This window comes from Pseudomonas sp. GNP014 (genome assembly GCF_054344005.1).
The window spans coordinates 6255782-6282056 of record NZ_JBTGUS010000001.1; the positions used below are offsets into that span (position 1 = coordinate 6255782).

The following is a 26275-nucleotide window of genomic DNA, read 5'->3' on the forward strand; positions in this document are numbered from 1 at the left end:
TCAACAACCTCATGACCCGCAAGAAAAAAGAGTAAAAAAACGATATTCAAAACAACGACTGTAAGTTATGCCCTACATACAGATTAAGTTAAAAAACCATACAGCACTTTTGCCCTTGCACGACAAGGTCTTAGTTAAAAACCGGGAAGGCTCCGGCAAGTAAATAGAGCTTTGACTTTAATTTCAAAGTTACGCCTCGAAAAAATTCGCCGAAAATTCCCTGTTGCATTCCCGCCGAATCTCACCGCTCGTCTGCCGCCCGAGGATCGGGAAAAAAACGCCTTGCGTCAGCCTTAAGATATATCTTAAGTTGTATCTAAACATGACGAGAGAAGAGCGAAATGAGAGACCATCATTCCCCCCACCGCGAACACGGCGATGGCCGCGACGGCTTTGAAAAGCGCCCCGGGCGCGAACGCGGCGGCCGTGGCCCGCGGGTGTTTGCCCCCGGCGACCTGAAATTGCTGCTGCTGGCGCTGGTCGCCGAACAGCCTTGCCACGGTTACGACCTGATCCGCCAGATCGAAGGCATGTTCGACGGCGCCTACAGCCCCAGCCCCGGTGTGATCTACCCGACCCTGACCTTTCTTGAAGAAAGCGAACTGATCAGCGGCGATGCCGAGGGCGGCAAAAAACGCTACAGCGTGACCGACGCCGGACGTTTGTCTTTAAGTGAGCAAGCCGTGGCGCTGGATGGCGTGCGCATGCGCATCGACGTCAGCAAGCGTTCGTTGCGCGGCCATGACCGACCGCCGGAAATCCACGAGGCGGTGCATAACTTGCGTCACGCCCTGCAATTGCATCACGGGCGCTGGAGCCCGGAAGAAATCCTGCGGGTGCGCGACCTGCTCAACGACACCGCCAAAGCCATTGTCGACGGCCCCGCCGTTCAACCTGCCTCGGAGAAAGCCGAATGACTGCAGTCGATACCCAAACCATTCACCGTGTCATGCACGAAATCAAACGCCGCAAACTGCAAGTGCTGCGCGTGGTCGACCTGACCCCGCGCATGCGCCGCATCACCCTCGGCGGGCCGGAGCTGGCCGGCTTCATCAGCCTCGGCACCGACGATCACGTCAAACTGTTGTTCCCGCAGAACGCCGAACAGACGGCAGCGCTGGAGACCCTGGTGCTCGGCGCTGGCAAAAGCGATGTGCCGATGCCCGCAATGCGCGACTACACCCCGCGCCGCTACGACCTCGACACACTCGAGCTGGACATCGACTTCGTCCTGCACGGCGACGGCCCCGCCTCGACCTGGGCCGAGCAGGCGCAACCCGGACAGTTCCTGCACATTGGCGGGCCACGCGGCTCGATGATCGTGCCGGACATCTTCGACAGCTACCTGCTGATCGGCGACGAAACTGCCCTGCCCGCCATCGCCCGCCGACTCGAAGGCCTGGCAGCCCATCGCAAGGCGCTGGTGGTGATCGAAGTGGAAAACGGCCGCGAGCAGCAAGTGCTGGACAGCGCCGCGCAGGTCAATGTGATCTGGGTATTGCGCGAGGGCGGCAAGGACAACCTGCTGACCACCGTCAAACAACTGCAGGTGCCCAAGGGCAATCTGTATGCGTGGGTGGCGACGGAGACCAAAGTTTCACGACAGATCCGCCGGGTACTGCTCGATGAGCACGGGCTGGATGAGCAGTTTGTCAAAGCGGTCGGCTACTGGCGCGCCGAAGGCACTGCCGAAGAGGACTGACTTTTTGCTATTCACCCTCCACTTGAGGGGTGAACTCAATTGTGGCGAGGGGATTTATCCCCGATGGGCTGCGCAGCGGCCCCAGAACCTGCACCACGGTGAGCCGGGTAATCCGCGGAGGCAGGTTTCAGGGCCGCTCCGCGCCCCATCGGGGATAAATCCCCTCGCCACAGGTTTGCATGCATTCAGGACTGCGATCCGCGCAATCGGTCGAGGCCGATCAGCGCCAGCGCAATCAGCACAAACCCCACCAATATCCCCCCGGCATTGATCAACACCTGCGGATAACCGAGCACCGCCACATCAATGAACGGATACGCATACGCGCCGAGCAGGTGCCCGCGCAGCAAGGCGTAGATGAAATACACCAGCGGGTAAATCAGCCACAGCGGCAAGTGCCACAGGCGCAACGTCCCCTTGGGCACACAACACCACCAGTAGCCGAGAAACAGCAGCGGCATCACGTCGTGCAGCAATTCGTCGGCAATAAACTGCCAGCCCTGCGGGTGCCACAAATGCCGCAGCAAAAGGCTGTAGGCCAGGCCGACCACAGCGATACTCACGGCAATGCCGCTGCTCACCCACGGCTGCAAAAACCAGCGGCGCACGGCGGACTCCCGCTGGGTCACGGCGCAGGTCAGCACCGTCGCCACCAGCGTGTTGGTCAGAATCGTGAAGTAGCTGAAGAAGCTGACCAGGCCGCCCAACAGGCTGGCGCCGATGCTCAAACGTGCGAAGAAAATCAGATAAAGCTGAATACCCAGTCCCGCCCAACCCAACACGGCCGCGCAGAAGATCAGGCGTTGGCGCCCCACGGTGTCCATCTCAAAGCGGTCGTTTGGTACGCATCAGTTTCACGTACAGGCGCTCGACCTTCTCCCGCGCCCACGGGGTCTTGCGCAAAAACGTCAGGCTCGACTTGATGCTCGGGTCGCTCTTGAAACAGCGGATATCAATACGCTCGGCCAGCCCCGACCACTCGTAATGCGCCACCAGCGCATTGAGGATCTGTTCAAGGGTTACGCCATGCAGCGGATCGGGAGTGTGGTCGTTCATGCCAGGCCTTTGGACGATGGGAAAATGCACAAGCCGCGCACCTTAGCCGAGGGACCGGTCAGGTGGAAGGCCTTGCTTCAAATGTAGGCCAACCGGAGAAGATCGCAGCCTGCGACCCGGCCTACAATGCGCCCGTTTGACGCACTGTTACCGATTGCGAAACGCTGCATGTCAGCAAAAGCCCTTTGTCTTTTTGTTACAGATCATTATCCTGCCGCCCTTCAGCTGAATCGCTTCACTGCCTGCGTCACATTGAAGCGCCCGGTTTCCCCCAAGAAAACATCGAAAAAGACTGATCCATGCCTGATTTTTCCTTCTCCAGAGACAGCGCTATCTCAGCGCTGCGCCTGCTCGGCGGCTGCACCGCACTCGGCCTCGCCACCTACGCCCAGGCGGCCCCCGCCTTCGACAGCGACTCACCGTACATGCTCGGTGACTGGAACGGCACCCGCACCGAACTCTCGGAAAAAGGCTACGACTTCAAACTCGATTACACCGGCGAAATGGGCAGCAACCTGCACGGCGGCTACGACCACGACCGCACGGCGCGCTACAGCGACCAGTTCGCCCTGGGTACGCACCTGGACCTGCAAAAGATCCTCGGCTGGGACGATGCCGAGTTTCAACTGACGATTACCAAGCGTAGCGGCAACAACATCAGCAACGACCGCATCAACGATCCACGCGTCGGCGGCTTCACCTCGGCGCAGGAAGTCTGGGGCCGCGGCCAGACCACGCGCCTGACGCAGATGTGGTACCAGCAGAAATTTTTCGACCAGAAACTCGACATCAAGGTCGGCCGTTTCGGTGAAGGCGAAGACTTCAACAGCTTCCCGTGCGACTTCCAGAACCTGGCGTTCTGCGGCTCGCAGGTCGGCAACTGGGTCGGCGGCATCTGGTACAACTGGCCGGTCAGCCAGTGGGCACTGCGGGTCAAATATCACCTGACACCCGAGCTGTACGCCCAGGTCGGCGCCTACGAGCAGAACCCGTCGAACCTTGATCGCGGCAACGGCTTCAAACTCAGCGGCAGCGGCACCCAGGGCGCCGTGTTGCCGGTCGAACTGGTGTGGACGCCGAAGCTCAACGACCTGCCCGGCGAATACCGCGCCGGTTACTACTACAGCAGCGCCAAGGCCTCTGACGTCTATAAAGACCAGAACGGCCAGCCTGCCGCACTGAGCGGCGAAGCCTATCGCAGCGCGTCGAGCAAGCACGGCGTGTGGTTCGGCGCGCAGCAGCAAGTCACCAGCATCGCCAGCGACCACTCGCGCGGCCTGAGCGTGTTCGCCAACGCCACGATGCACGACAAGAAAACCAACGCGATCGACAACTACGTGCAGGCCGGCGTGGTCTACAAAGGCCCGTTCGATGCCCGCGCCAAGGACGACATCGGCTTCGCCCTGGCCCGCGTGCACGTCAACCCGGCGTACCGCAAGAACGCCGAAGCGAGCAACCGCGCCAACGCTGTCTACGACTACGACAACCCGACGTTCCTGCCGCCGCAAGACACCGAATACAGCGCCGAGCTCTATTACGGCGTGCACCTCGCCAACTGGCTGACCGTGCGCCCGAACCTGCAATACATCCGCCATCCGGGCGGTGTGGACAAGGTCGATGACGCGCTGATCGCGGGGATCAAGATCCAGTCGTCGTTCTAAAGCACCACGAAAAAACCTGTGGGAGCTGGCTTGCCAGCGATAGCGATTTCACATTCGACATCAACGTCGCCTGATGTGGCGCCATCGCTGGCAAGCCAGCTCCGACAGGGGGCGAAGAAGAAATTCGTTAGCTAGACAAGTTTTTATCTGAACCATGCCTGTGCCAAATCGTCATCTAAAGTGACTACAGCGCGGGACTACATAAACGTCACGGAGAATCACACTATGAGCACCGAAAGTGCTTCGAGTCGGGGCCGTCTGCTACCGAGCCTGCTCGGCATTCTGCTTCTACTGATGGGCCTGGCCATGCTGGCCGGGGGAGTCAAGCTGAGCATGCTCGGCGGCTCGCTGTACTACCTGCTGGCCGGTATCGGCATCGCGCTGTCCGGCATTCTGATGCTGATGCGCCGTCGCGCAGCGCTGGGCCTGTACGCCATCGTGCTGTTTGCCAGCACTGTTTGGGCCTTGTGGGAAGTCGGCCTGGACTGGTGGCAACTGGTGCCGCGCCTGGCCCTGTGGTTTGTCCTCGGTTTTGTGATGTTGCTGCCGTGGTTCCGCCGTCCATTGCTGCTCGCAGGCCCGGCGCCGATGGGCACTGGCGGCCTGACCGTGGCCGTGATTCTGGCCGGCGTTACCGCACTGGCCAGCCTGTTCACCCATCCGGGCGAAACCTTCGGCGAACTGGGCCGCGACACCGCGGACACCACCAGCACCGCGCCAGCCATGCCCGATGGCGACTGGCAAGCCTACGGCCGCACCGAGTTCGGTGACCGTTACTCGCCGCTGAAGCAGATCACCCCGGCCAACGTCGGCAAGCTGCAAGAAGCCTGGCGTATTCAGACCGGCGACCTGCCGACGGCTGATGACCCGGTCGAGCTGACCAACGAAAACACCCCGCTCAAAGCCAACGGCATGATCTACGCCTGCACCGCACACAGCAAAGTGCTGGCACTGGACCCGGACACCGGTAAAGAACTGTGGCGCTTCGACCCGCAGATCAAGAGCCCGGTCGGCTTCAAGGGCTTCGCCCACATGACCTGCCGTGGCGTGTCGTACTACGACGAAGCCGCGTACGCCAAGACTGAAAACGCCGCCTCGGCGGTGATTTCCGAAGCCGGCAAAGCCGTCGCTCAGGCCTGCCCGCGTCGTCTGTACCTGCCAACCGCTGATGCCCGCCTGATCGCGCTGAACGCCGACACCGGCAAGATCTGCGAAGGCTTCGGCAACAAAGGCGTGGTTGACCTGACCCAAGGCATCGGCCCGTTCACCGCCGGTGGTTACTACTCCACCTCGCCAGCGGCGATTACCCGTGATCTGGTGATCATGGGCGGTCACGTCACCGACAACGAATCGACCAACGAGCCATCGGGCGTGATCCGCGCCTTCGACGTGCGCGACGGCCACCTCGTATGGAACTGGGACAGCGACAAGCCAGACGCCACCGAGCCTTTGGCACCGGGCGAAACCTATAGCCGCAACTCGGCGAACATGTGGTCGCTGGCCAGTGTCGACGAAAAACTCGGCATGGTTTACCTGCCACTGGGCAACCAGACCCCGGACCAGTGGGGCGCTGACCGCACCCCCGGCGCCGAGAAATTCAGCGCCGGCGTTGTCGCCCTCGACCTGGCCACCGGTAAAGTGCGCTGGAACTACCAGTTCACCCACCACGACCTGTGGGACATGGACGTTGGCAGCCAGCCAACCCTGCTCGACATGAAAACCGCCGACGGCGTGAAACCGGCGCTGATCGCCCCGACCAAACAGGGCAGCCTGTACGTCCTCGACCGTCGTGACGGCACGCCGATCATCCCGATCAAGGAAATCCCGGTACCGCAAGGCGCCGTGAAAGGCGACTTCACCGCACCGACTCAAGCGCGTTCGGACCTCAACCTGCTGGCCCCGGAACTGACCGAAAAAGCCATGTGGGGCGCGAGCCCGTTCGACCAGATGCTGTGCCGCATCCAGTTCAAGGAACTGCGCTACGAAGGCCAGTACACCCCGCCGTCGGAACAGGGCAGCCTGATCTACCCGGGTAACGTCGGCGTGTTCAACTGGGGCGGCGTCTCGGTCGATCCGGTTCGCCAGATGCTGTTCACCAGCCCGAACTACATGGCCTTCGTTTCGAAAATGGTGCCACGCGAAAAAGTCGCCGCCGGCAGCAAACGCGAAAGCGAAACCGCTGGCGTACAACCGAACACCGGCGCGCCATACGCGGTGATCATGCACCCGTTCATGTCGCCATTCGGCGTACCGTGCCAGGCCCCGGCCTGGGGCTATGTCGCCGGCATCGACCTGACCACTGGCAAAGTCGTGTGGAAACGCAAAAACGGCACCAGCCGCGACAGCTCGCCGATCCCGATCGGCTTCACCCTGGGCGTGCCAAGCATGGGCGGCTCGATCGTCACGGCGGGCGGCGTCGGCTTCCTCAGCGGCACCCTCGACCAGTACCTGCGCGCCTACGACGTGAACACCGGTAAAGAGCTGTGGAAATCGCGTCTGCCGGCAGGTGGCCAAGCGACTCCGATGACCTACACCGGCAAGGACGGCAAGCAATACGTGCTGCTGGTTGTCGGCGGTCACGGCTCGCTGGGCACCAAGATGGGTGACTATGTGATTGCGTACAAACTGCCGGAATAAGATTTAACGGCGGTAAAAATGAAGGCGATGTCTCGTGAGGGACATCGCCTTTTTTGTGCATGCAATTTCTGAGTCCACCAAAGAAACCTGTGGGAGCTGGCTTGCCAGCGATATCGGTGGGTCAGACGGGACACATGCCGGCTGGAAGAACGCCATCGCTGGCAAGCCAGCTCCCACAGTTTGATCAGCGTTGGATGTAGGAATTTTGCTCGTCCTACAGACGCCGGGAATTGCAGGGAGTTTTCCGACAACTCGCGTCGGTTGTGCCTCGGAAATCGGCTGGGTAGGCTCAAGGGGTCGCTGCAAATTCAGCGATGGGGCGTCGCGGCCCGATAACTGATGCATAATCGCCAACCTCACGGCACCTCTGTGCTGTTTGTTTGTGTCATGGCGGCTGTGCGCGGGATACCTTCTTGGAGGTATGCCGATTTCTCAGTTATCGGTCCGCGAACCCGCGTACAGCTGCCACCTCCGATTGCGTCGCGGCAATCGAAGGCAGCTCCACTTTCACCAACTGAGTATTCACCATGAAAAAACCTACACCGAACCCACCAGAAACAAACGAAACCTCCCCCTACCAATCCCCCGATTCCAAAAAATTCCACGAAGCCGCCGAACGCGCCCTCGACCACTACCTCAAACCCAACGCCCTGACCCTGCGCTTTCACAAACCCAGCACGATGTTCCAGGTCGCCCCCGAGCAAGACAGCGAAAGCCTGCTGGTCCACGCCTGCGAATCGCTGGCCCAGGCCAGCCTCATGACCAGCGACATCGCCGCCTACATCGACCTGCCGCAGCGGCGCACGATCCTGGCCATCCAGCAAATCATCATGCTCGCCGAACTGACCGTGAACCGCGTGCTGGATAACCACGAAATCCCCCAACCCCCAACACACAGCTAACTCTGTGTGAGCGCGAGCCTGCTCGCGAAGGCGTCAGCCCATTCAGCCGTTGGAGTGACTGACACAGCGCTTTCGCGAGCAGGTCCGGGGCGTCGTTTGACGAAGTCGAATACATTGAAAGATCACGCCCCCCATATATAGATACCACCTTCCCCCCGCGGTCCCTCGCCATGCTGCCCCCTCATCCTCAGCATGGAAAAAGTGCCCATGAGCCACACCACAGCGCCCACCGCCGAAGAGATCAAAAACGATCTCAACGCTATCGGCCATCATCTGTTCAATACACAAACACCGTTGCTTCCCGAACAGCAACTGAATCCCGAACAGACCTATCTGAAACGCCTCGACGCGCAACTGAAAACCTACCGCGCAAGCTACTTGCAACGCAGCCGCGTGCTGTATCAGGCCCTGGAAAACAGCGATCTACAAAGCGATGAAGGCAAACGGCGGATCGCAACGCTGAAAACCAGACTGGCCCCCCAACTGCTCGACATGGACCAGCGCGACCGGATCGACGGCAAACCCGCGAAAACCTTTCTGAACTATGACGCCGGCTTCACTGCCTTCGGCCACGAGGCAAGACAGGCCGTCACCGACCGCCTGCTGCACCCGCAGGCCGGCGCACTGCTGCAAAAGCTCGATCTGGCGCCGATGCTGCGTCCGGCCGTTTACGCGCTGCAGTTCACCTATCAAGACACCACCGTTGAGCTGGCCGGCGCCTTTGTCGTGATGGAAAAGGACACCCGCCGAGTCAATGACTTGCAAACCGACCAGAGCATGGGTTACGCCCTGCTGTTCACCCCGACAAGAGGCATCGAGTTCTTCAACTCCCTTGCTGATCTCGACAACCAGTTGCGCTCGTCCCTGAACCAGCCAGGTGATAGGGAGGCGTTCATGCACATGCTGCCGACGCGCTATCACGCAGTGGGCGCAGCGGGGATCTGGCCGCTGCTGCTCGCACCGATCGACAGCAAACCCTTGTTCGAACACACCTACGATGCGCTGATCGAAAAACGCATGCAGGATATCGAGCGCGCCCTGAGCCTCGTCGATAACCCGCAGCAAGACCCCAAGCGATTGCTCACCGCGCTGGAAAGCGCAATTGCCGGCGCCCTGCCGGATCTCACGCCGCGCCTGGAATTACGCGCGCAAACCTTGTTCGAACGCCACCTGCTCTACAGCGCACCCGACTGGTACCGCAGCGCCAGCACCGCGCAAAAAACCACACTGGCGCTACATCTGCGCAACTACCAGCAGAAGCGGCAACACCTGCTCGACCTGATGGAACCGGCAGGCAGCCTGAGGGGTGTGGCCCGTCAGCAATGGCTGGAACGCCTGAGCGAAGACCTGGAAATCGACGATCTCGATCCGGAAAAGCTAAGCCTTTCGACCGAACGTCAAGTGCCGGGCTACGGCGTTTATGTGCATCAATCCAGTCTGCTCGAGCTGTCCTTGCGTGGCCCGCACACCGGTGATGAGTTACCGGGCTCAGCGTTTTTGAACCACACCCGTCTCACCTACGATGACGCGCCTCTGCCGGAAACCTACGCTGACATAACGCCGGCGTGGCTGATCAGACAAGCCCTGGACCTGCAGCCGCGGATTGACTTCAATCAGTTGCAAAAGACGCTGCTGGCCAAGCCCGCAATCAAACCGGCCATCGAGCAGTTGCTTGATCATCGTATCGTCGCCCTCGCTCACACGGCAGTGCTGCAAGGGCACTTGCTCGACAGTGACCTGCAACTGATCCAGCGTCTGCGTGACCGCAGCGATCCCCGCCTGCACGCCGCCGCCCTGTCGCTGCACGGCGCACAGTTGCAGGACTTGTGGGTGCTGCGCCAGAACGATGAAAACGGTGCGCTCAAACGGCTATTGCTGTGCACGCCAGAGGCGCCGCGAGCGCAACAATTCCAGGCCTTCGACAGTGAGCGCGAATGCCAGACCCACTTGCTTGGCTGGGCCAGACACAATGATGGCGCCGAGAGCATGACCGGCTACCTGATCAGCCGTGCGCCCATGCGCTTTCGCGCAAAGCTGCGCCACGTATTGTCCGGATTGAGTTTCAAGCCTGAGGCACTGGAACATCAAAAGATCACCTTCGATCGCACCGGCAGTCATCTCGATTGCCTGCGGGCGATGGCTGAACATGTGCTCGCCACACGGATCGACGACTACGATTTCAGTACACCGGCGTGGTATCGCTCGACCACCGCCGCCAACCGCCGGAAGCTGACGACTCTGAGCCAAGACGCCGAAGGTGCCTTGCGCGCGTTCGACAACCACGCCTTGTCGGGCAGTCGCTTTCCGACGTTTGATGACTACGTGCACGAGCAAGCAAAAATCAGCTTGAACCAATTGCTCAAACGCACGGCCAACGATGTCGACCCGAATACCGTCTGGGCGTTCTCGCCAAGCTCCCTCGTGCACGCGTGGACGCCAAAACCGATGACTTACACCACGCTTTATCGCGACGGCTACGCCGACGGCGTGGGTTTTTTCGATGAGAAGTTTTCCCGCTCGGCCCGCTTTCGAGGCCCGGAGGGCGTCGATATCAGCAACCTGACCGCACAGAATGTCGCACGCTCGGTCACCGGTGTCTGGATCGGCCAGCGCTACATCGACAAGGTCAAGGCTGAGCTGCAAAGTTCGACGAGCGGAGGCTACGGCTTCAGGCGCAACGCGACCCTGGCCATTACCCGGCTGCAGATGAAAACCGCCGCGCTGGAATGCCAGCTGCAAGGCCATATCGCCAACCGCGATCTGCAATGGCTGGAGCAGAGTATCGACAGCATGGAGCAGACTTCCGGAGCCATCCGCACGACCTATCCGATTCACCGTTTGATGATCGACGGCGAATGGGTGATCGATGCGTGGCTGTTCGGCCATGGCGACAACCCGGTGCTGCTCTACACACCCGACGCACCCGACGGCGTCGCCTTTCGCGAAGCGCGGCTGTTCAATTACCTGCTTCAGCAGCAGTCAGGCATGCTCGAATACCTGACCTTGCGCGTCGGCGCCAGCGCCCGGAACAGGGTTCGCACGCACCTTGAAAACATCAAGAAAGGGCTGCCCAAAGACCTCTATAAAACCACCGCCAGCCCCGCACTTTACGACTCGACCCGGACGGTCGCGGCGGTCAGTGATCTGCGCGCGGCCCTTTACGACATGAAGCTGCAACGTCGGATCGACGACGTTAACGCCACCACCACCCGCCGTGCGCAAATGATCGCCAGTCTGGTCTGGACCTGTGTCGAATGGGTCACCGCCATCGCCACTGCCCCATTCCCCCTGCTGAGCCTGAGCAGCGGCCTGTTACTGGCTTTCAAGGACGCCATGCTCAGCCTGCACGCGTATCGCCAGGGTGACCATGGCGAAGCATTCCAGCACTTTCTCGGTTATCTGTTCAACAGCGCCGGTGCGCTGCTGACCGACCTGCGTCCGGCACTGCGTTCACTCAAGGCCGTGCGCCTGCCTTTGCGTCAGCGCATCGCCAGCGCCAGTGTCAGCAACGATCCACAGGCGGTCATGACTGTGATCAATCAAGGGGCACCCGAACCTGAATGGGATGGCATGCATGCGGTCTTTTTCAAAAACAAGTTGTACTTTACCCCCAACAGTCCCGACCCATTCGGCCGTTATTTGCTCTATTGGCACAAGCCGGATTCCGCCGACCTTGTTTCTACCGGCATCCTGACCGAGCGCAACGCCGACGGGGTTATGGTGCGCAGCGGCTTGGCCGGCGGCGCGCCCAAATACCAGACCGTGCCCGAGACACCCGGTCCGCACAAGGTCTATGGCGTGGAAAGCAAATACCACCAGCACATCGAAGCGGTGATGAATCCGCAAATCCGGCAGAACATCCTCCAGCGCAGTCAGTACGATATAGCCCCCCGTACCGACCTGGTGGTCGAGGAACTCGCTTCGACACGCAGCGCCTACCTGAAACAGGTCGAAAAGCTCAGCACGGACGCCACCGCGCATTTCGCCGAAAGTGCTCCGCTGCCAGCCCGCGCCGAAGTCCCGCCAGTTGCCGACAACCTGTCATTTGCCCAGTTGATCGCCAGCGACACCGTCAAAGGGAAAAACCTGGTGATCGGCGCCCAGCCCGGTTCGATCGCCAGCAAACAATTGCTGATCAGCAATCTGGACGCACTCGCGAGCAACGACTTCAAGCGACTTTACGTGGAATACCTGGCGGGAGATGTTTTCCATATCAAGCTGGAAAAAATGAACAAGGGCGGAACCTGGAGACACATCAAAAAACACCTTAAAGCCGTCGACCGTGCGCTGGGACATGAGGAAAACGCGGCGTTCTCTTATCTGGCACTGGTGCGTACCGCGCGCGAAAAGGGTCTGAAAATCCATGCGCTGGATGCGTCGACCAGCTACCAACTGGACGGCGCCCTGGTACTGGACGACGTTTCGCCATTGACCCCTCGCAGCAACCCCCTGAGGAATTTCTATTCGCACAAGACGCTGGCCGCCGATATCGCCGATGCGCCTGAAGAGCGCTGGGTAGTCCTCACCGAACAATCACGCATGAGCACCTTCGACAACACCCCCGGCCTGGCCGACCTGCACGCGGCTGTTGCCGTGCGCGTGGAAGATGTCGCACTGGATCAGCCGGCACGCATCGGCCTCGATTCAGCCGGGGCCATCGCCGGCGATGCGGCAGCCAGGGGCGATTATCGGGTGCAATGGCCAACGGCGTACAAGGCGCCTCAGCCCGTCTCCAGGCCCATAGCGAGCGTCTCCGCTGTCGACCATTTCAGCGAATACGATATTGCGCCCTCCCTGCGTGACGATATCGCGCAAATGTTGCATCAACCCCGCGGCATGGATTCACGCTATTCCCCGACCTTACCCAATGAAAAACAGGCATACGATGCGTTCATCGCCACCCGCCAGCGGCTCCAGGAAAAGTCCCGGGACGCTTTTGCCCACTACACGCCCCCGGAAGCTGCCACGCTCCCGCCAATCACTTCAGACACCGCGTTCGACGCGTTTTTGCAGCAACTGGCCGACGGACACTGGAACCTGCTGATTGGCGAAGCCCATGCAGACGTGTCGAGCAAAGCGCTGCTGAAAAAGTACATGAAGGCGCTCAAGCAAGCCGGGTATGACACGCTATACGTGGAACATCTGCTCACCGATTTGCACCAGGCCGATCTGGATATCTTTTATCGGACACAGCATATGCCGGACAGACTGAGGACTTATCTGAAACTTCAGAACAGTGGCCACATGCCCTTCTATAAGGGTAATGATACGTACACAGAAGTCTATCAGTTGGCGGCCAAGTACCAGATCCGTATCAGGGCACTCGATTGCACGGCGTCCTACCACCTCCAGGGTATGGCTGGCAAAGACGTCTCGCGAAACGAGATGTTCAGCTATTTCGCCACCCAAGTGATCGAAGCCGACCAACTGGCACACGGGCCGCATAAATGGATGGCCCTCATCGGCAATGCCCACACTAATTACAACCTGGGTGTGCCGGGTCTGGGCGATACCCTCTCGGCGATCAGTCTCCATGTACGCGACACCACTGCGGAACTGGCCAGAGGTGTCCACCACGGGATGTGGGAAGTGGTGACCGGCAGGCACGGAGCCAATAGCTTGGCCTTGCGCAGCGATTTTCGAATGAACGTGGCCACCGCCGGAACGCAAACGCCAGCCCCGACGCCGGCGGTCAGCCGCAGCAAACTGACCCTCTCCGGGATGTTCATGATCGAACATACAGGCACCGGTGGGCCCCGTCTGGTGCATAAGTCCAAGACCGGCGACATCGTTGTGACACCGATCCAGATCAATGACCAAGGCTTGCTGTTCATTGATCGCTGGGAGAAAAAAGATGAGGGTTTCAAATACCTGCGGGAACTGATCGACATGCTGGTCCATGATGTGAATTTAACCGAGGTGAAATAAACATCAGGCGTGAACGGCGCATTGCCAACCACCACCGGGCTTCACGGCCCGGTGGTTTTTTACAGTCGGATGCCGCCGCTCTGCGCCGTACTGAACAGGCCCACCCCAAGGGGTACAAACGCCTCGCGGGCGGCGTTCAGAAGGTCGCCAGGTGCAGAGAAACCCTGTCAAAACCCTGAACACACAAACAGAAACACCCCCCCCATTGAAACCACCCCAAGCCTGCCCCATCTAAGACCCATACCCCATTGCGCAGGTGCCCCATGAGCGACCAGCAAGAATTCCCGGAAAACCCAGACGACTACACCGAAGCCGAGCACATCGAACACACCTCCTCCGGCAAAGGCCTCGCCCTGCCCGGCCAGAACCTGCCGGACAAGGTCTACATCATCCCGATCCACAACCGGCCATTCTTCCCGGCGCAAGTCCTGCCGGTCATCGTCAACGAAGAACCCTGGGCCGAAACCCTCGAACTGGTCAGCAAATCCGAACACCACTCGCTGGCCCTGTTCTTCATGGACACGCCTCAGGAAGACCCGCGCCACTTCAACACCGGCGCCCTGCCGCAATACGGCACGCTGGTCAAAGTCCACCACGCCAGCCGCGAGAACGGCAAACTGCAGTTCGTCGCCCAAGGCCTGAGCCGCGTGCGCATCAAGACCTGGCTCAAACACCATCGCCCGCCGTACCTGGTGGAAGTCGAATACCCGCATCAGCCGACCGAGCCGACCGACGAGGTCAAGGCCTACGGCATGGCGCTGATCAACGCGATCAAGGAACTGCTGCCGCTCAACCCGCTGTACAGCGAAGAGCTGAAGAACTATCTCAACCGCTTCAGCCCCAACGACCCGTCGCCGCTGACCGACTTCGCCGCCGCCCTCACTTCGGCGACAGGTAATGAGCTGCAAGAAGTGCTCGACTGCGTGCCGATGCTCAAGCGCATGGAAAAAGTCCTGCCGATGCTGCGCAAGGAGGTGGAGGTCGCGCGCCTGCAGAAAGAGATTTCCGCCGAAGTTAACCGCAAGATCGGCGAGCATCAGCGCGAGTTCTTCCTTAAAGAGCAACTCAAGGTCATCCAGCAGGAACTCGGCCTGACCAAGGACGACCGCAGCGCCGACCTCGAACAGTTCGAGCAGCGCCTGGAAGGCAAAGTCCTGCCGGCGCAGGTGCAGAAACGCCTCGAAGAGGAAATGAACAAGCTGTCGATCCTCGAAACCGGCTCGCCGGAGTACGCGGTCACCCGCAACTACCTCGACTGGGCGACGTCGGTGCCGTGGGGCGTGTACGGCGAGGACAAACTCGACCTCAAGCACGCACGCAAAGTCCTCGACAAACACCACGCCGGCCTCGACGACATCAAGGACCGCATCCTCGAATTCCTCGCGGTCGGTGCCTATAAAGGCGAAATCAGCGGCTCCATCGTGCTGCTGGTCGGCCCGCCGGGCGTGGGTAAGACCAGCGTCGGCAAATCCATCGCCGAATCCCTCGGCCGGCCGTTCTACCGCTTCAGCCTCGGCGGCATGCGCGACGAAGCCGAGATCAAGGGCCACCGCCGCACCTACATCGGCGCGCAGCCGGGCAAACTCGTCCAGGCGCTGAAAGACGTCGAAGTGATGAACCCGGTGATCATGCTCGACGAGATCGACAAGATGGGCCAGAGCTACCAGGGCGACCCGGCCTCGGCGCTGCTGGAAACCCTCGACCCGGAGCAGAACGTCGAATTCCTCGATCACTATCTGGACCTGCGCATGGACCTGTCGAAAGTCCTGTTCGTGTGCACCGCCAACACTCTGGATTCGATCCCCGGCCCATTGCTGGACCGGATGGAAGTGATTCGCCTGTCGGGCTACATCACCGAAGAAAAAGTCGCCATCACCAAGCGTCACCTGTGGCCGAAGCTGCTGGAAAAGGCCGGCGTGTCCAAGGGCAGCCTGAGCATCAGCGACAGCGCGCTCAAGGCCTTGATCGACGGTTATGCCCGTGAAGCCGGCGTACGCCAGCTGGAAAAGCAAATGGGCAAACTGGTGCGCAAAGCGGTGATGAAGCTGATCGACGACCCGAAAGCGGTGATCAAACTCGGGCCGAAAGACCTTGAAGCGTCGCTGGGTCATCCGGTATTTCGCAATGAACAAGTGTTGTCCGGCACCGGCGTCATTACCGGTCTGGCCTGGACCAGCATGGGCGGCGCGACCCTGCCGATCGAAGCCACGCGGATTCACACGCTCAATCGTGGGTTCAAACTCACCGGGCAACTGGGCGATGTGATGAAGGAGTCGGCGGAGATCGCTTACAGCTACGTCAGCTCGCACCTGAAGTCGTTCGGCGGCGATCCGAAGTTCTTCGACGAAGCCTTCGTCCACCTGCACGTACCGGAAGGCGCCACACCAAAAGACGGCCCGAGCGCCGGCGTGACCATGGCCAGTGCCTTGCTCTCGCTCGCGCGCAATCAGGCGCCGAAAAAAGGCGTGGCGATGACCGGCGAACTGACGCTGACCGGGCATGTACTGCCGATTGGCGGGGTGCGCGAGAAGGTGATTGCAGCGCGGCGGCAGAAGATTTTCGAATTGATCCTGCCGGAGCCAAACCGGGGTAATTTTGAGGAATTGCCGGATTATCTGAAGGAAGGGATTACTGTGCATTTCGCCAAGAAGTTTGCGGATGTGGCGAAGATCCTGTTCTGACAGAAAGCCCCTCACCCCAGCCCTCTCCCGGAGGGAGAGGGAGCTAATTGCGGAATATTGCAGAAGTACGCCGACCTGAAGCTATGTCGCTGAATCCATAATCGACTAGGTTTTTCAGGTCGATGTATGACACAAGACACCTCGGTCAGTCCCCTCTCCCTCTGGGGAGAGTGGGCCGACCGAGAGATATTTCAGGGTTACGCCGACCTGAAAGTACTTCGCTGAATCCATAATCGACTCGGTTTTTCAGGTCGATGTATGACACAAGACACCTCGGTCAGTCCCCTCTCCCTCTGGGAGAGGGTTAGGGTGAGGGCTTGGCGTTGTCACACTTTGTCTCATCTTCAGTTATGCTCGCCGTTCGTCACCAACGCCGGAGCTGCTGACCTTATGTCCCCCACTCGCCTGTTTATCCCCCTCGCCCTTTCGTTGCTGGCCGCGTGCGCCACGCAGCCGAAACACAACGTGACCGTGGAAAAACAAAGCGAGTGCCCGGTCCGGCTCACCAACGGGCAAAACCTGATTGTGATGCTGCCAAGCAACCCGACCACGGGCTATCGCTGGGCCATTCAGGATTCGGCCGGTGGCGTGCTGCGTGCATTGAGCCCCGAGGTTTACAGCAATCCAGAAGACGCCGGCGTCGTCGGTGCGGCCGGCCTGTCGACCTGGCGCTTTCAGGCCTTCGCTCCCGGCACCGGGCGCTTGCGCCTGACCTCGCAACAGCCGTGGGCTCCGGAAGTGTTGCCGGTGGAAACCTTTGACTGCGCGATCTCGGTGAACTGATCGTGGGCTGGCTGATTCTGGCGCTGATGGGCGCGGTGACGTATCTCTACGGCCTGAGTACCCATGCGGCGCTGCTCTGCCTGTTGGTCAAACCGTTGCCGGTGTTGGCGCTGCTCGGCTGGTTGCACGATGCGCCGCCCGGTGACTATCGGCGCTGGATCAGCCTGGGTCTGATTTTCTCACTGCTCGGTGATGTGTTGCTGGCGTGGCCGGGAGACCTGTTTGTGTTTGGCCTCGGTGCGTTTCTGGTCGCGCATCTGGCTTATCTGAAGGCTTATCTGAGTGACTGCAAGCGTCTGGCGGTGTTGCCGTTGGTGCTCGCCCTCGGAGTTGGCGCGGTATTGCTGGGACTTCTGATTTCCAGCGGTCTGGGGCCGTTGCTGGTGCCGGTGATCGTTTACGGCACGGCGATCAGCGCAATGCTCTGGCGTGCCCTCGCTCGTCTCGGAACCGATGTGCCCAAGCGTTCGGCGCTACTGGCGGCGGGGGGTGCGCTGGCGTTTGTGTTCTCGGACAGCGTGATTGGCATTGACCGGTTTGTGTCGCCATTTCACGCTGCGCCGTACGTCATCATCCTCAGCTACTGGCTGGGCCAGTGGGGCATTGCGGCCTCCGCTTTCTCCCAGACCAAACGCTGAATAACTGTGGCGAGGGGATTTATCCCCGATGGGCTGCGAAGCGGCCCCTAAAACCTGCCAGCAATGTGTATCAGACCTATCGCATGCACAGGTTCTACGACTGCTTCGCAGCCGAGCGGGGATAAATCCCCTCGCCACACGTGTGTGCTTCAGGTTTGTGTGCGGTGCTTTATCAGACAACCCGCGCATCCCCGCGCCAGTTTGGCTAAAATGCCGGCCTTTTCCATCGACACCGCCGGAAACCGCCGTGAGCAAAGAACCCGATCGCATTTTCGCCCAGCCCCTGGACAAGGTGCCTGACTTCGCCTTCAACGAAGACGTGGTGCGGGTGTTCCCGGACATGATCAAGCGCTCGGTGCCGGGTTACCCGACCATCGTCGAAAACCTCGGCGTGCTCGCCGCGCAATTCGCCCAACCGAACAGCGTGCTCTATGACCTTGGCGCGTCGCTCGGGGCGGTGACTCAGGCGCTGCGCCGCCATGTTCGCACCGACGGTTGCCGGGTGATCGCTGTGGATAACTCGGCGGCGATGGTCGAGCGGTGCCGCGAATACCTCAACGGCCAGAATTCGATGTTCCAGGAGTTGCTGCCGGTCGAAGTGATTGAAGGCGACATCCTCGCCCTCGATTTCCAGCCTGCTTCGGTGGTGGCGCTGAATTTCACCCTGCAATTCATTGCCCCGGAACAGCGCACCGCGTTGCTCTCGCGTATCCGCCGATCTTTGCTGCCCGGCGGCGCATTGATTCTGTCGGAGAAACTGCGCTTCAACGATGCCGAAGAGCACGCGCTGCTCACCGATCTGCACGTCGCGTTCAAACGCGCCAACGGCTACAGCGAACTGGAGATTGCCCAGAAGCGCAGCGCCATCGAAAACGTCATGAAGCCCGACAGCCTCGAAGAACACCGCGAACGCCTGCTGGCCGCCGGGTTCTCGAAAGTCGTGCCGTGGTTCCAGTGTCTTAACTTTGCCTCGTTGATTGCCTTGCCATGATTGATCTGTCCCCCCTCGCCCGCCGTCTGGCCGGCACACCGCTGGCCGAATGGGCCAGCACCCTGCAAGTGCAACTCGACAAGAAAATGGAGAAAGGTCACGGCGATCTGGAGCGCTGGCAAAGTGCGCTGGACGCCCTGCCGAAAATCCAGCCAAGCGAAGTCGACCTGCTCAACGGTCTGAAACTCGACACCGACTGCGACGATGAAACCCGCGCGCAGATGCGGACCGCGCTGATGGGCCTGTCGCCGTGGCGCAAAGGCCCGTTCGACCTGTTCGGCGTGCACGTCGACACCGAATGGCGCTCGGACTGGAAGTGGTCACGCGTCTCGCCGCACCTCGACTTGAAGGGCAAACGCATCCTCGATGTCGGTTGCGGCAACGGTTATTACATGTGGCGCATGCTCGGCGCCGGCGCGGACAGCGTGATCGGTGTCGATCCGAACTGGCTGTTCTTCTGCCAGTTCCAGGCGGTACAGCGCTATCTGTCCGAGCCGAACGCCTGGCACCTGCCGTTTCCTTTCGAAGACCTGCCGCCGAACCTCGAAGGCTTCGACACGGTGTTCTCCATGGGTGTGTTCTACCACCGTCGTTCGCCGATCGAACATTTGCTGGCGCTGAAGGACTGCCTGGTCAAGGGCGGCGAACTGGTACTGGAAACGTTGGTGGTCGAAGGCGACAAGCATCAGGTGCTGGTGCCGGAAGACCGTTACGCACAGATGCGTAACGTGTGGTTCCTGCCGTCGGTGCCGGCGCTGGAATTGTGGCTGCGCCGAGCAGGTTTCACCGATGTGAAGTGTGTGGACGTCAGCACCACCACGGTCGAAGAACAGCGCGGCACCGAGTGGATGAAGTACCAGTCGTTGAGCGACTTCCTTGATCCCGAAGACCACAGCAAAACCATCGAGGGCCTGCCGGCGCCGATGCGTGCTGTGATTGTCGCGAAGAAGTAATCCAACCTCTCAAACACCGCGGTGAACTCCCCCCTCACCCCAGCCCTCTCCCCTGGGAGAGGGGGCCGATCTTTGGGCTTTTCAAGATCTGAGTTCAACTCGATATCTTGATCGCCATAGCTCTGCCAATCACCTCGGTCAGTCCCCTCTCCCTCCGGGAGAGGGTTAGGGTGAGGGGCTTTTTGCTCTTCGGGCGCGGAAGAATTCGGTCAACACCGCGCCACACTCCTCCGCCAACACCCCGCCTTCATACAACACCCGGTGATTCAAAAAGCCCTGGGTGAAAAACTGCCCCTGACTCTGCACAATCCCCGCTTTCGGTTCCAGTGCGCCATACACCACCCGCGCCACGCGCGAATGCACGATCAGCCCGGCGCACATGCTGCACGGCTCCAGCGTCACATACAGCGTGCTGCCCGGCAGGCGATAGTTGTCCACCGCTTGGGCGGCGGCGCGGATCGCGACCATTTCCGCGTGGGCACTGGGGTCGCTGGTGGTGATCGGGCAATTGAAACCGCGACCGATGATCTCACCGTCCTGCACCAGCACCGCGCCCACTGGCACTTCGCCGAGCGCTGCACCTTGGGCGGCGAGGTCCAGGGCTTCGCGCATGAAGTCGCGGTCACGGCTGCGGTCAATGATCGCGGCGGGGCGAATCTGGCGCATCACTTCACCTCGATGGCGGCCATCAGGCCGGTTTCCATGTGGTCGATCACATGGCAATGGAACATCCACACCCCAGGATTATCGGCCACCAGCGCCACCTGCGCGCGCTCGTTTTTGCCCAGCAGATAAGTGTCGGTGAAGTACGGGATGATCTTGTGCCGGTTCGAGGCGATCACCTTGAAACTCATACCGTGCAGGTGAATCGGGTGCTGGTACTGGGTCATGTTCTTCAGCTCGAAGATGTAGCTCTGACCGAGTTTCAGGCTGGCAATCGGCCGGTCGGCGCAGGTCTTGTCGGTGATGTCCCAGGCCTTTCCGTTGATCTGCCACAGGCTCGGCGGCTTGCCGTTGTCGACGTTGACCGACACCGAACCGACCCATTCGAAATTGAAGTTGAGTTTCTCGGCATTGGCCAGGTCCGGCTCGGCCACCGGGTTGGCCGGCAAGGCCTTTGGCCACTCGGTCGGCGCATCGTTGTTGGCCACCGAGCGCAGGGTACCCAGACGCACCGGGCCGTTACGCAGCGACAACTCTTCACCGGCCGCCGGAGCCTTGATCGCCAGGCAAATGCGCATGCCGGGGCCGAGCCAGTATTCCTTGCCCAGCGGCCGTGGCTCGACCGGGTTGCCGTCCAGCGCGTAGATCTGCGCTTCGACGCCGGGAATGTTGATGCGATAAGTCAGGGTGTTATCAAGATTGAGCAGGCGCACACGCGTGATCTGCCCGGCCGGCAATTCGATCACCGGCAACGGCACGCCATTGATCGTCGACAACCGCCCTGCCGTGCCGCCACGGGCCGCTTCACGGGGAATGCTGAACTCGACGAAATTGCCTTCGTCGTCGACGTGCCAGTTCTTCAGGCTCAAGGTCTTTTCGTATTTGAAACCGGTCGGCTCGCGCTCTTCGATGATCAGCGGTCCGACCAATCCCCGGCCAAGTTCTTCGCTGCTGCTGACGTGCGGGTGATACCAGTAGCTGCCGGCGTCCGGCACGCGGAATTTGTAGTCGAAGTATTCGCCCGGCAGTACCGGCAGTTGCGAGACGTATGGCACGCCGTCCATTTCCAGCGGCAGGCGGATGCCGTGCCAGTGGATGGTGGTCGCCACCGGCAGATGGTTGATGAACCGTACCCGCAGCCATTCGCCCTGACGCACGCGCAACTCGGTGCCCGGTGCCGACGGGCCGAACGCCCAGGCCTCGGTCTTGTGCCCCGGCACCAACTCAACGTCCAAGGGCGCGGCAATCAACTCGTAGTCATGGCCCGCTTCAGCGTCAGCCATTTTGCCCAGCCAATAACGCGACGCGCCCCCCGCTCCGACACCAACGACAACAAGACCGGCCAGGCCACCGAGGATTTGGCGACGGGTAAAGGACATGAACTCAACTACCTCACGTATCAGCATCGGACCCGACAGGCCCGTAAAAGGCGAATACGATACACCTGCGGATGAGAAACAGTAAGGGCGACCTGAGGCCGCACGCCCCTGACCGGCTTAAGGTCGCAGCCCGGTAATCAGATGCACCACACCGTCCGCCAAGGGCATCACGCCCGCGACCCCGGCAGCGCTCAAAGCCTGTTGATCAATGCCCGACACGTCACGCAATACAACCCGCACCCGCGTCAACGCCAGTGGTTGCTGCGACTGGAGGTTATCCACACCGCCCAGTGCCGCGACGATGGCCGCGCTTAATCCTTCGCTCGGCTCGGCCGGCGCTTCGGGCGTGTCCACTACCAGATCCGGGGTCAGGGCCTTCCAGAATGCCTTCTGCAATTTATCCAACATCTTCAGTTCTCCAGAACCCGCAAAGTATCGACGGTTGCCTCGTGAAACAGCTGCAGCGCCTCGCGCACCTGCCCGGCACTTTCCAGACCGAGCACTTGTTGGGCGATGATCTGACATTCGGCCAACTGCAGCTCGCGCACCGTCGCCTTGACCGGCGCAATCATCGGCACGCTCACCGACAGCTCATCCACCCCCAACCCCAGCAACAACGGCACCGCCAGACGCTCCGAGGCCATCGCCCCGCACACGCCGACCCATTTGCCATGGGCGTGCGCGGCCTTCACGGTCATGGCGATCAAGCGCAGTACCGAGGGATGAAAACTGTCGGCCTGACTGGCCAGGCGCGGGTGATCGCGATCCATCGCCAGGGTATATTGCGTCAGGTCATTGGTGCCGATCGAGAAGAAATCCACCAGAGGCGCAAACCGGTCCGCCATCAGTGCCGCTGCCGGCACTTCGATCATGATCCCCAGTTTCGGCCGTTGCGTTAGCCCCAGCGCGAGAGTTTCCTCGTCGAGCATCTGCCGCGCCAGACGCAGTTCCGACAGTTGCGTGACCATCGGCAACATGATGTGCAAATGCGTCAGATCGCAACAGCCGAGCATGGCCCGGAACTGCTCACGCAATAACTGCGGGCGCTCCAGGCACAAACGAATACCGCGCACGCCGAGGAACGGATTGGTTTCGCTGTCCATGGGCACGTAGGCCAGCGGTTTGTCGCCACCGACATCGAGGGTGCGCACCACCAGATTGCGCGCAGGTCCGACACAGCGAGCGATGGCGCTGTAGGTGGCGACCTGTTCGTCATGGCTCGGTGCGTGATTGCGGCCCAGATAGAGAAATTCCGAACGCAGCAGGCCGACGCCCGCACCGCCCAGAGCCATTGCCTGCTCGGTCTCAGACAATGAGGCGACGTTGGCCGACACCTCGATGTGATGCCCGTCACGGGTCCGTGCCGCGAGCGTTGCATTGGCCAGCTCATGTTCATGGCGGTGACGCTGTTGCGCGTGCCGCGCCTGCCATTGGCTGACGGCCGCAGGATCGGGATGCACATGCAATTCGCCCTTGTCGGCGTCAAGCAATACCGGGGTGCCGTTGCACAGTGCGAGCATTTGCACCGGCACCCCGCAGATCGACGGCAGACCACAGGCGCGAGCGAGAATCGCCACGTGGCTGGTCGCGCCGCCGCCGACCGTAGCGAACCCCAGTACTTTGCTGGTATCGATGCCAGCGGTCTGCGACGGGGTTAGCTGATCGGCGATCAGAATACTGTCTTGCGGCAACGCCAGCGCCTGCTCGGCAATCCCCAGCAGCAACTTGAGCACCCGGCGCCCGACATCGGTCAGATCCGCTGCCCGTTCGGCCAGCAGCGCACTGCCCAACTGGCGAAACATCGCTGCGGTTTCTTCAGTGGCTGCGCGCCAGGCGAACGCCGCGCTTTTGCCCTCACTGATCAGCGCCTGGGCCTGGTCGAGCAGTCCCGGATCTTCGAGCAGTTCCTGATGCGCCTTGAAGATCTCGGCTTCGGCCTCGCCAGCGGCGCTGTCGCGCAAATGCTGCAAGGCCAGATCCGCTTCGACCAGCGCAGTGGCGAGGGCCGCACGCTCGATGCCTGCTCCGCCGCCGAACTCGCTGACGTCGAAGACTGGCTCGCTGATCTGCACCACTTTGCCCAATGCCGAACCGGGTGACGCGCAGACGCCACGCAGAAGGGTCAGAACCTCGCTTTCAACCACCTCGACAGATGCCACTGCTGTCACCGTTTCACCGCAGCCCTCAACCAGTAATCGAGTCAGCGCATCAATGGCGGCGTCAGCATCTTCGCCCACCGCACTGACCTGCACGCTGTCGCCGAAAGCGGTCTGCAACGCCATGATCGCCACCAGGGATTTGGCGTTGGCCCGAGCCTGCTGTTTGTGCAGGTAAATCTTTGCCGCGAAGCCCTTTGCCGCTTGCGCAAACACCGCTGCCGGGCGCGCGTGCAGGCCATTGGCGTTGGGTAGTTTCAACTGCTGTGAAAACACCGCCGGCGTTTCTGCTGCGCCTGGCTCTTCGCTGATCGTCTGTCCGCTGACAAGCCCAAGCAACGGCTGACCGGTTTCGACCCGTCCGCTCGACGCGACCAGCCAAGTGAACGGCTCCCCGCTGACCACCAGCATCAATGTCATCAGGCTGCGCGCATGTCGGGCAATGTAATCGGCGTCGAACTCGATCAGCGCCTGCCCCGCGGTGACCCGTTGGCCCTCTTCAACCAGACGGGTGAAGCCTTGCCCGGCGAGGTTCACCGTATCCAGGCCGATGTGCATCAAGACCTGCACGCCATGGTCGTCGGTGATGCTCACGGCGTGTCCGCTGGCCTGCACATTACTGATGACCCCGGCCATGGGCGCGCACAGGGTCGACGAGGTCGGGTCGATGCACAGGCCGTCACCGATCACGCGCCCGGAAAACACCGGATCGGGGACCTGCTCCAGCGCCATCAGGACACCGGACAAAGGAGCCAGCAGTTGCAATTGTTGGGGTGTGGCCATGACGTCACCTGCAGTTTTATGCTTTGAAGTGCTCATGGAGCGCGACGCTCCACCAGCATCGCTTATTTCCACCAGTATTCGACCTGCAATCCGACATTCGCACCGTGGCGAGCACTGCCGAAGGCGCCGGTATCAGACAGTGCCGAGCCTTTGGCCAGTTCATTGGCCGCCCGTTTGGCCGCCTCGTTCCAGGTAGCGTACGTGTAATACAGGCGCACCTCTGGACGCGCCCAGAACTCAGGGCCTTTGGGCGACCAGGTCGGGGCAAACGTGAATTTGCTCAGCTTGCGCGTGCCGCCCTGGGCTTCGACTTGATCGTGGCCCAGTTCGGTCACCAGTTTGAAGTGGTCGCTGAGCGCATAGGTGGGACGCACACCTAGAGAGATCCAGTTCTGATCGGCACCGTCCGGGCGCATGTCTTTCTGGTACACCGCCTCGACCTGGCCACCGAAGCGCGGTGTCACCTGCCAGTCGAAAAACTCGACGATCCGGTAACTCTTGTTGCTGTCGTCCAGTTTGACGTTGCCGGTATAGCCCAGCCCGGTGCCCGGCCCTTCGCCGTATTGCAGCGCCAGTTTGTTCTTGCCGCCGAGAAAACCCGTCTGCACATGTTGCGTGGTGATCGCCCAGCCCCGATGGGCATCGCGGCTGTCGGGTTTGTCGATATAGCTCAAGCCGAACTCCAGCTCACCGCCCGGGTTGGTCTTGAACCCGGCGACGTTGAAGTCGTGCCGATTGATGTAGTCCTTCTGGTACAGGTTATCCTTGCGCGAAAAGGCGTAGCTGTATTTAAGGTCGCCGATCAACACGTCTTCGACCCCACCGCCCGTGGCGCTCTGGTTCCAGTAGTAGAAGTCGGAAATATGGATGTCATTGCGTTTGTAGTAACGGCGCCCGGCCCACAATGAACCACCGTTGAGTGCCGGCATCGCCGACCACTGCGCATAAGCCTGTGGCAAGCGGATTGAACCGTTGTCGTCCTTGAAGGTGAGGCTGCGGTCGTAGCGGTTGTACAGCGAGGCCATGCCGTCGACACTCAGTACCGAACCGTCGTCGAGGGTGTAAAGGTCCTGGCGCAACTCCAGCTCGCCGTACTGCTCGCACTCGTTACCCAAGCGATATTTGGTCTGCGCGCCCGGTAACTGAAAGCACGACTGACCGCTGCTGTTGACCGACGTGCCGACACCGCTGCGCAAGTAGCCGCCAAACTCCAGCGCCTCTGAAACTGACGGTAAGGCCAGGCAAAAACCTGCCACTGCAAGGCTGCGATTTATTGTTGTTTTCATAAGCCACCCCATTGTTTTTATTGTCTGGTTGCATGAATTCGGCGCGCAAAAATCCCCGCGCAGTGCTCTGCGTGTT

General features: G+C 60.8%; 18 protein-coding genes. 11 read left to right on the forward strand and 7 right to left on the reverse strand.

Annotated elements, in window-relative coordinates; translation table 11 throughout:
- The first annotated feature begins 341 nt into the window (after nucleotides 1-341).
- Both ACXX9E_RS28130 and ACXX9E_RS28135 read left to right on the forward strand, forming a co-directional pair.
- The gene (locus ACXX9E_RS28130; RefSeq protein ID WP_123466113.1) at nucleotides 342-917 is read left to right on the forward strand and encodes a PadR family transcriptional regulator; all 576 of its coding nucleotides are present in this window, start codon (nucleotides 342-344) and stop codon (nucleotides 915-917) included.
- Entirely contained in the window at nucleotides 914-1702 is a 789-nt protein-coding gene (locus ACXX9E_RS28135; RefSeq protein WP_458556543.1) for a siderophore-interacting protein, read from the forward strand. The genes ACXX9E_RS28130 and ACXX9E_RS28135 overlap by 4 nt, the downstream gene beginning before the upstream one ends.
- A 185-nt stretch (nucleotides 1703-1887) precedes the next feature.
- On the opposite strand, the gene ACXX9E_RS28140 is transcribed toward ACXX9E_RS28135, so the two are convergent.
- Entirely contained in the window at nucleotides 1888-2526 is a 639-nt protein-coding gene (locus ACXX9E_RS28140; protein ID WP_458556544.1) for a Pr6Pr family membrane protein, read from the reverse strand.
- A 1-nt stretch (nucleotide 2527) separates the two neighbouring features.
- Nucleotides 2528-2758 carry a VF530 family protein gene (locus ACXX9E_RS28145; protein ID WP_003227831.1) on the reverse strand — a complete coding sequence of 77 codons (231 nt, stop codon included), beginning with the start codon at nucleotides 2756-2758 and terminating at the stop codon, nucleotides 2528-2530.
- Nucleotides 2759-3057: 299 nt separating this feature from the next.
- On the opposite strand from ACXX9E_RS28145, the gene ACXX9E_RS28150 reads away from it, so the two are divergent.
- The 9 genes from ACXX9E_RS28150 to cmoB all read left to right on the forward strand — a co-directional run bounded on the left by ACXX9E_RS28150 (nucleotide 3058) and on the right by cmoB (nucleotide 19932).
- Nucleotides 3058-4419, forward strand: coding sequence for a carbohydrate porin (locus ACXX9E_RS28150; protein WP_458556545.1), 1362 nt, complete (start codon nucleotides 3058-3060; stop codon nucleotides 4417-4419).
- A gap of 225 nt (nucleotides 4420-4644) precedes the next feature.
- Nucleotides 4645-7056 (forward strand): glucose/quinate/shikimate family membrane-bound PQQ-dependent dehydrogenase, encoded by a 2412-nt coding sequence (locus ACXX9E_RS28155; protein WP_267798676.1) that lies wholly within the window; start codon nucleotides 4645-4647, stop codon nucleotides 7054-7056.
- A 527-nt stretch (nucleotides 7057-7583) separates the two neighbouring features.
- Nucleotides 7584-7958, forward strand: a complete 375-nt coding sequence (locus tag ACXX9E_RS28160) for a DUF6124 family protein (RefSeq protein ID WP_458556546.1) — start codon at nucleotides 7584-7586, stop codon at nucleotides 7956-7958.
- A 207-nt stretch (nucleotides 7959-8165) separates the two neighbouring features.
- Nucleotides 8166-13886, forward strand: coding sequence for a membrane-targeted effector domain-containing toxin (locus tag ACXX9E_RS28165; protein ID WP_458556547.1), 5721 nt, complete (start codon nucleotides 8166-8168; stop codon nucleotides 13884-13886).
- 263 nt (nucleotides 13887-14149) lie between these two features.
- Nucleotides 14150-16567 (forward strand): endopeptidase La, encoded by a 2418-nt coding sequence (gene lon / locus ACXX9E_RS28170; protein WP_458556548.1) that lies wholly within the window; start codon nucleotides 14150-14152, stop codon nucleotides 16565-16567.
- 390 nt (nucleotides 16568-16957) lie between these two features.
- Nucleotides 16958-17350 (forward strand): protease inhibitor I42 family protein, encoded by a 393-nt coding sequence (locus ACXX9E_RS28175; protein ID WP_123466093.1) that lies wholly within the window; start codon nucleotides 16958-16960, stop codon nucleotides 17348-17350.
- Between the two features lie 2 nt (nucleotides 17351-17352).
- On the forward strand, nucleotides 17353-17988 hold the full coding sequence (locus ACXX9E_RS28180; protein ID WP_186748215.1) for a lysoplasmalogenase: 636 nt from the start codon (nucleotides 17353-17355) through the stop codon (nucleotides 17986-17988).
- 247 nt (nucleotides 17989-18235) lie between these two features.
- Complete coding sequence (cmoA, locus tag ACXX9E_RS28185; RefSeq protein WP_267798666.1) at nucleotides 18236-18979, forward strand: carboxy-S-adenosyl-L-methionine synthase CmoA; 744 nt, start codon at nucleotides 18236-18238, stop codon at nucleotides 18977-18979.
- Nucleotides 18976-19932 (forward strand): tRNA 5-methoxyuridine(34)/uridine 5-oxyacetic acid(34) synthase CmoB, encoded by a 957-nt coding sequence (gene cmoB, locus ACXX9E_RS28190; protein ID WP_123466087.1) that lies wholly within the window; start codon nucleotides 18976-18978, stop codon nucleotides 19930-19932. Before cmoA ends, cmoB begins: the two co-directional genes overlap by 4 nt.
- A 165-nt stretch (nucleotides 19933-20097) precedes the next feature.
- On the opposite strand, the gene tadA is transcribed toward cmoB, so the two are convergent.
- The 5 genes from tadA to ACXX9E_RS28215 form a co-directional block, all read right to left on the reverse strand.
- Complete coding sequence (tadA, locus tag ACXX9E_RS28195) at nucleotides 20098-20598, reverse strand: tRNA adenosine(34) deaminase TadA (protein WP_123466085.1); 501 nt, start codon at nucleotides 20596-20598, stop codon at nucleotides 20098-20100.
- Nucleotides 20598-21974: a multicopper oxidase family protein gene (locus tag ACXX9E_RS28200; protein WP_123466083.1), complete on the reverse strand. Its 1377-nt coding sequence runs from the start codon at nucleotides 21972-21974 to the stop codon at nucleotides 20598-20600. The genes tadA and ACXX9E_RS28200 overlap by 1 nt, the downstream gene beginning before the upstream one ends.
- A 117-nt stretch (nucleotides 21975-22091) precedes the next feature.
- The gene (locus ACXX9E_RS28205) at nucleotides 22092-22382 is read right to left on the reverse strand and encodes a PTS sugar transporter subunit IIB (protein WP_128614561.1); all 291 of its coding nucleotides are present in this window, start codon (nucleotides 22380-22382) and stop codon (nucleotides 22092-22094) included.
- 2 nt (nucleotides 22383-22384) lie between these two features.
- Complete coding sequence (gene ptsP / locus ACXX9E_RS28210) at nucleotides 22385-24913, reverse strand: phosphoenolpyruvate--protein phosphotransferase (RefSeq protein WP_458556549.1); 2529 nt, start codon at nucleotides 24911-24913, stop codon at nucleotides 22385-22387.
- Between the two features lie 62 nt (nucleotides 24914-24975).
- The gene (locus tag ACXX9E_RS28215; RefSeq protein ID WP_458556550.1) at nucleotides 24976-26199 is read right to left on the reverse strand and encodes a maltoporin; all 1224 of its coding nucleotides are present in this window, start codon (nucleotides 26197-26199) and stop codon (nucleotides 24976-24978) included.
- Nucleotides 26200-26275 lie beyond the last annotated feature (76 nt).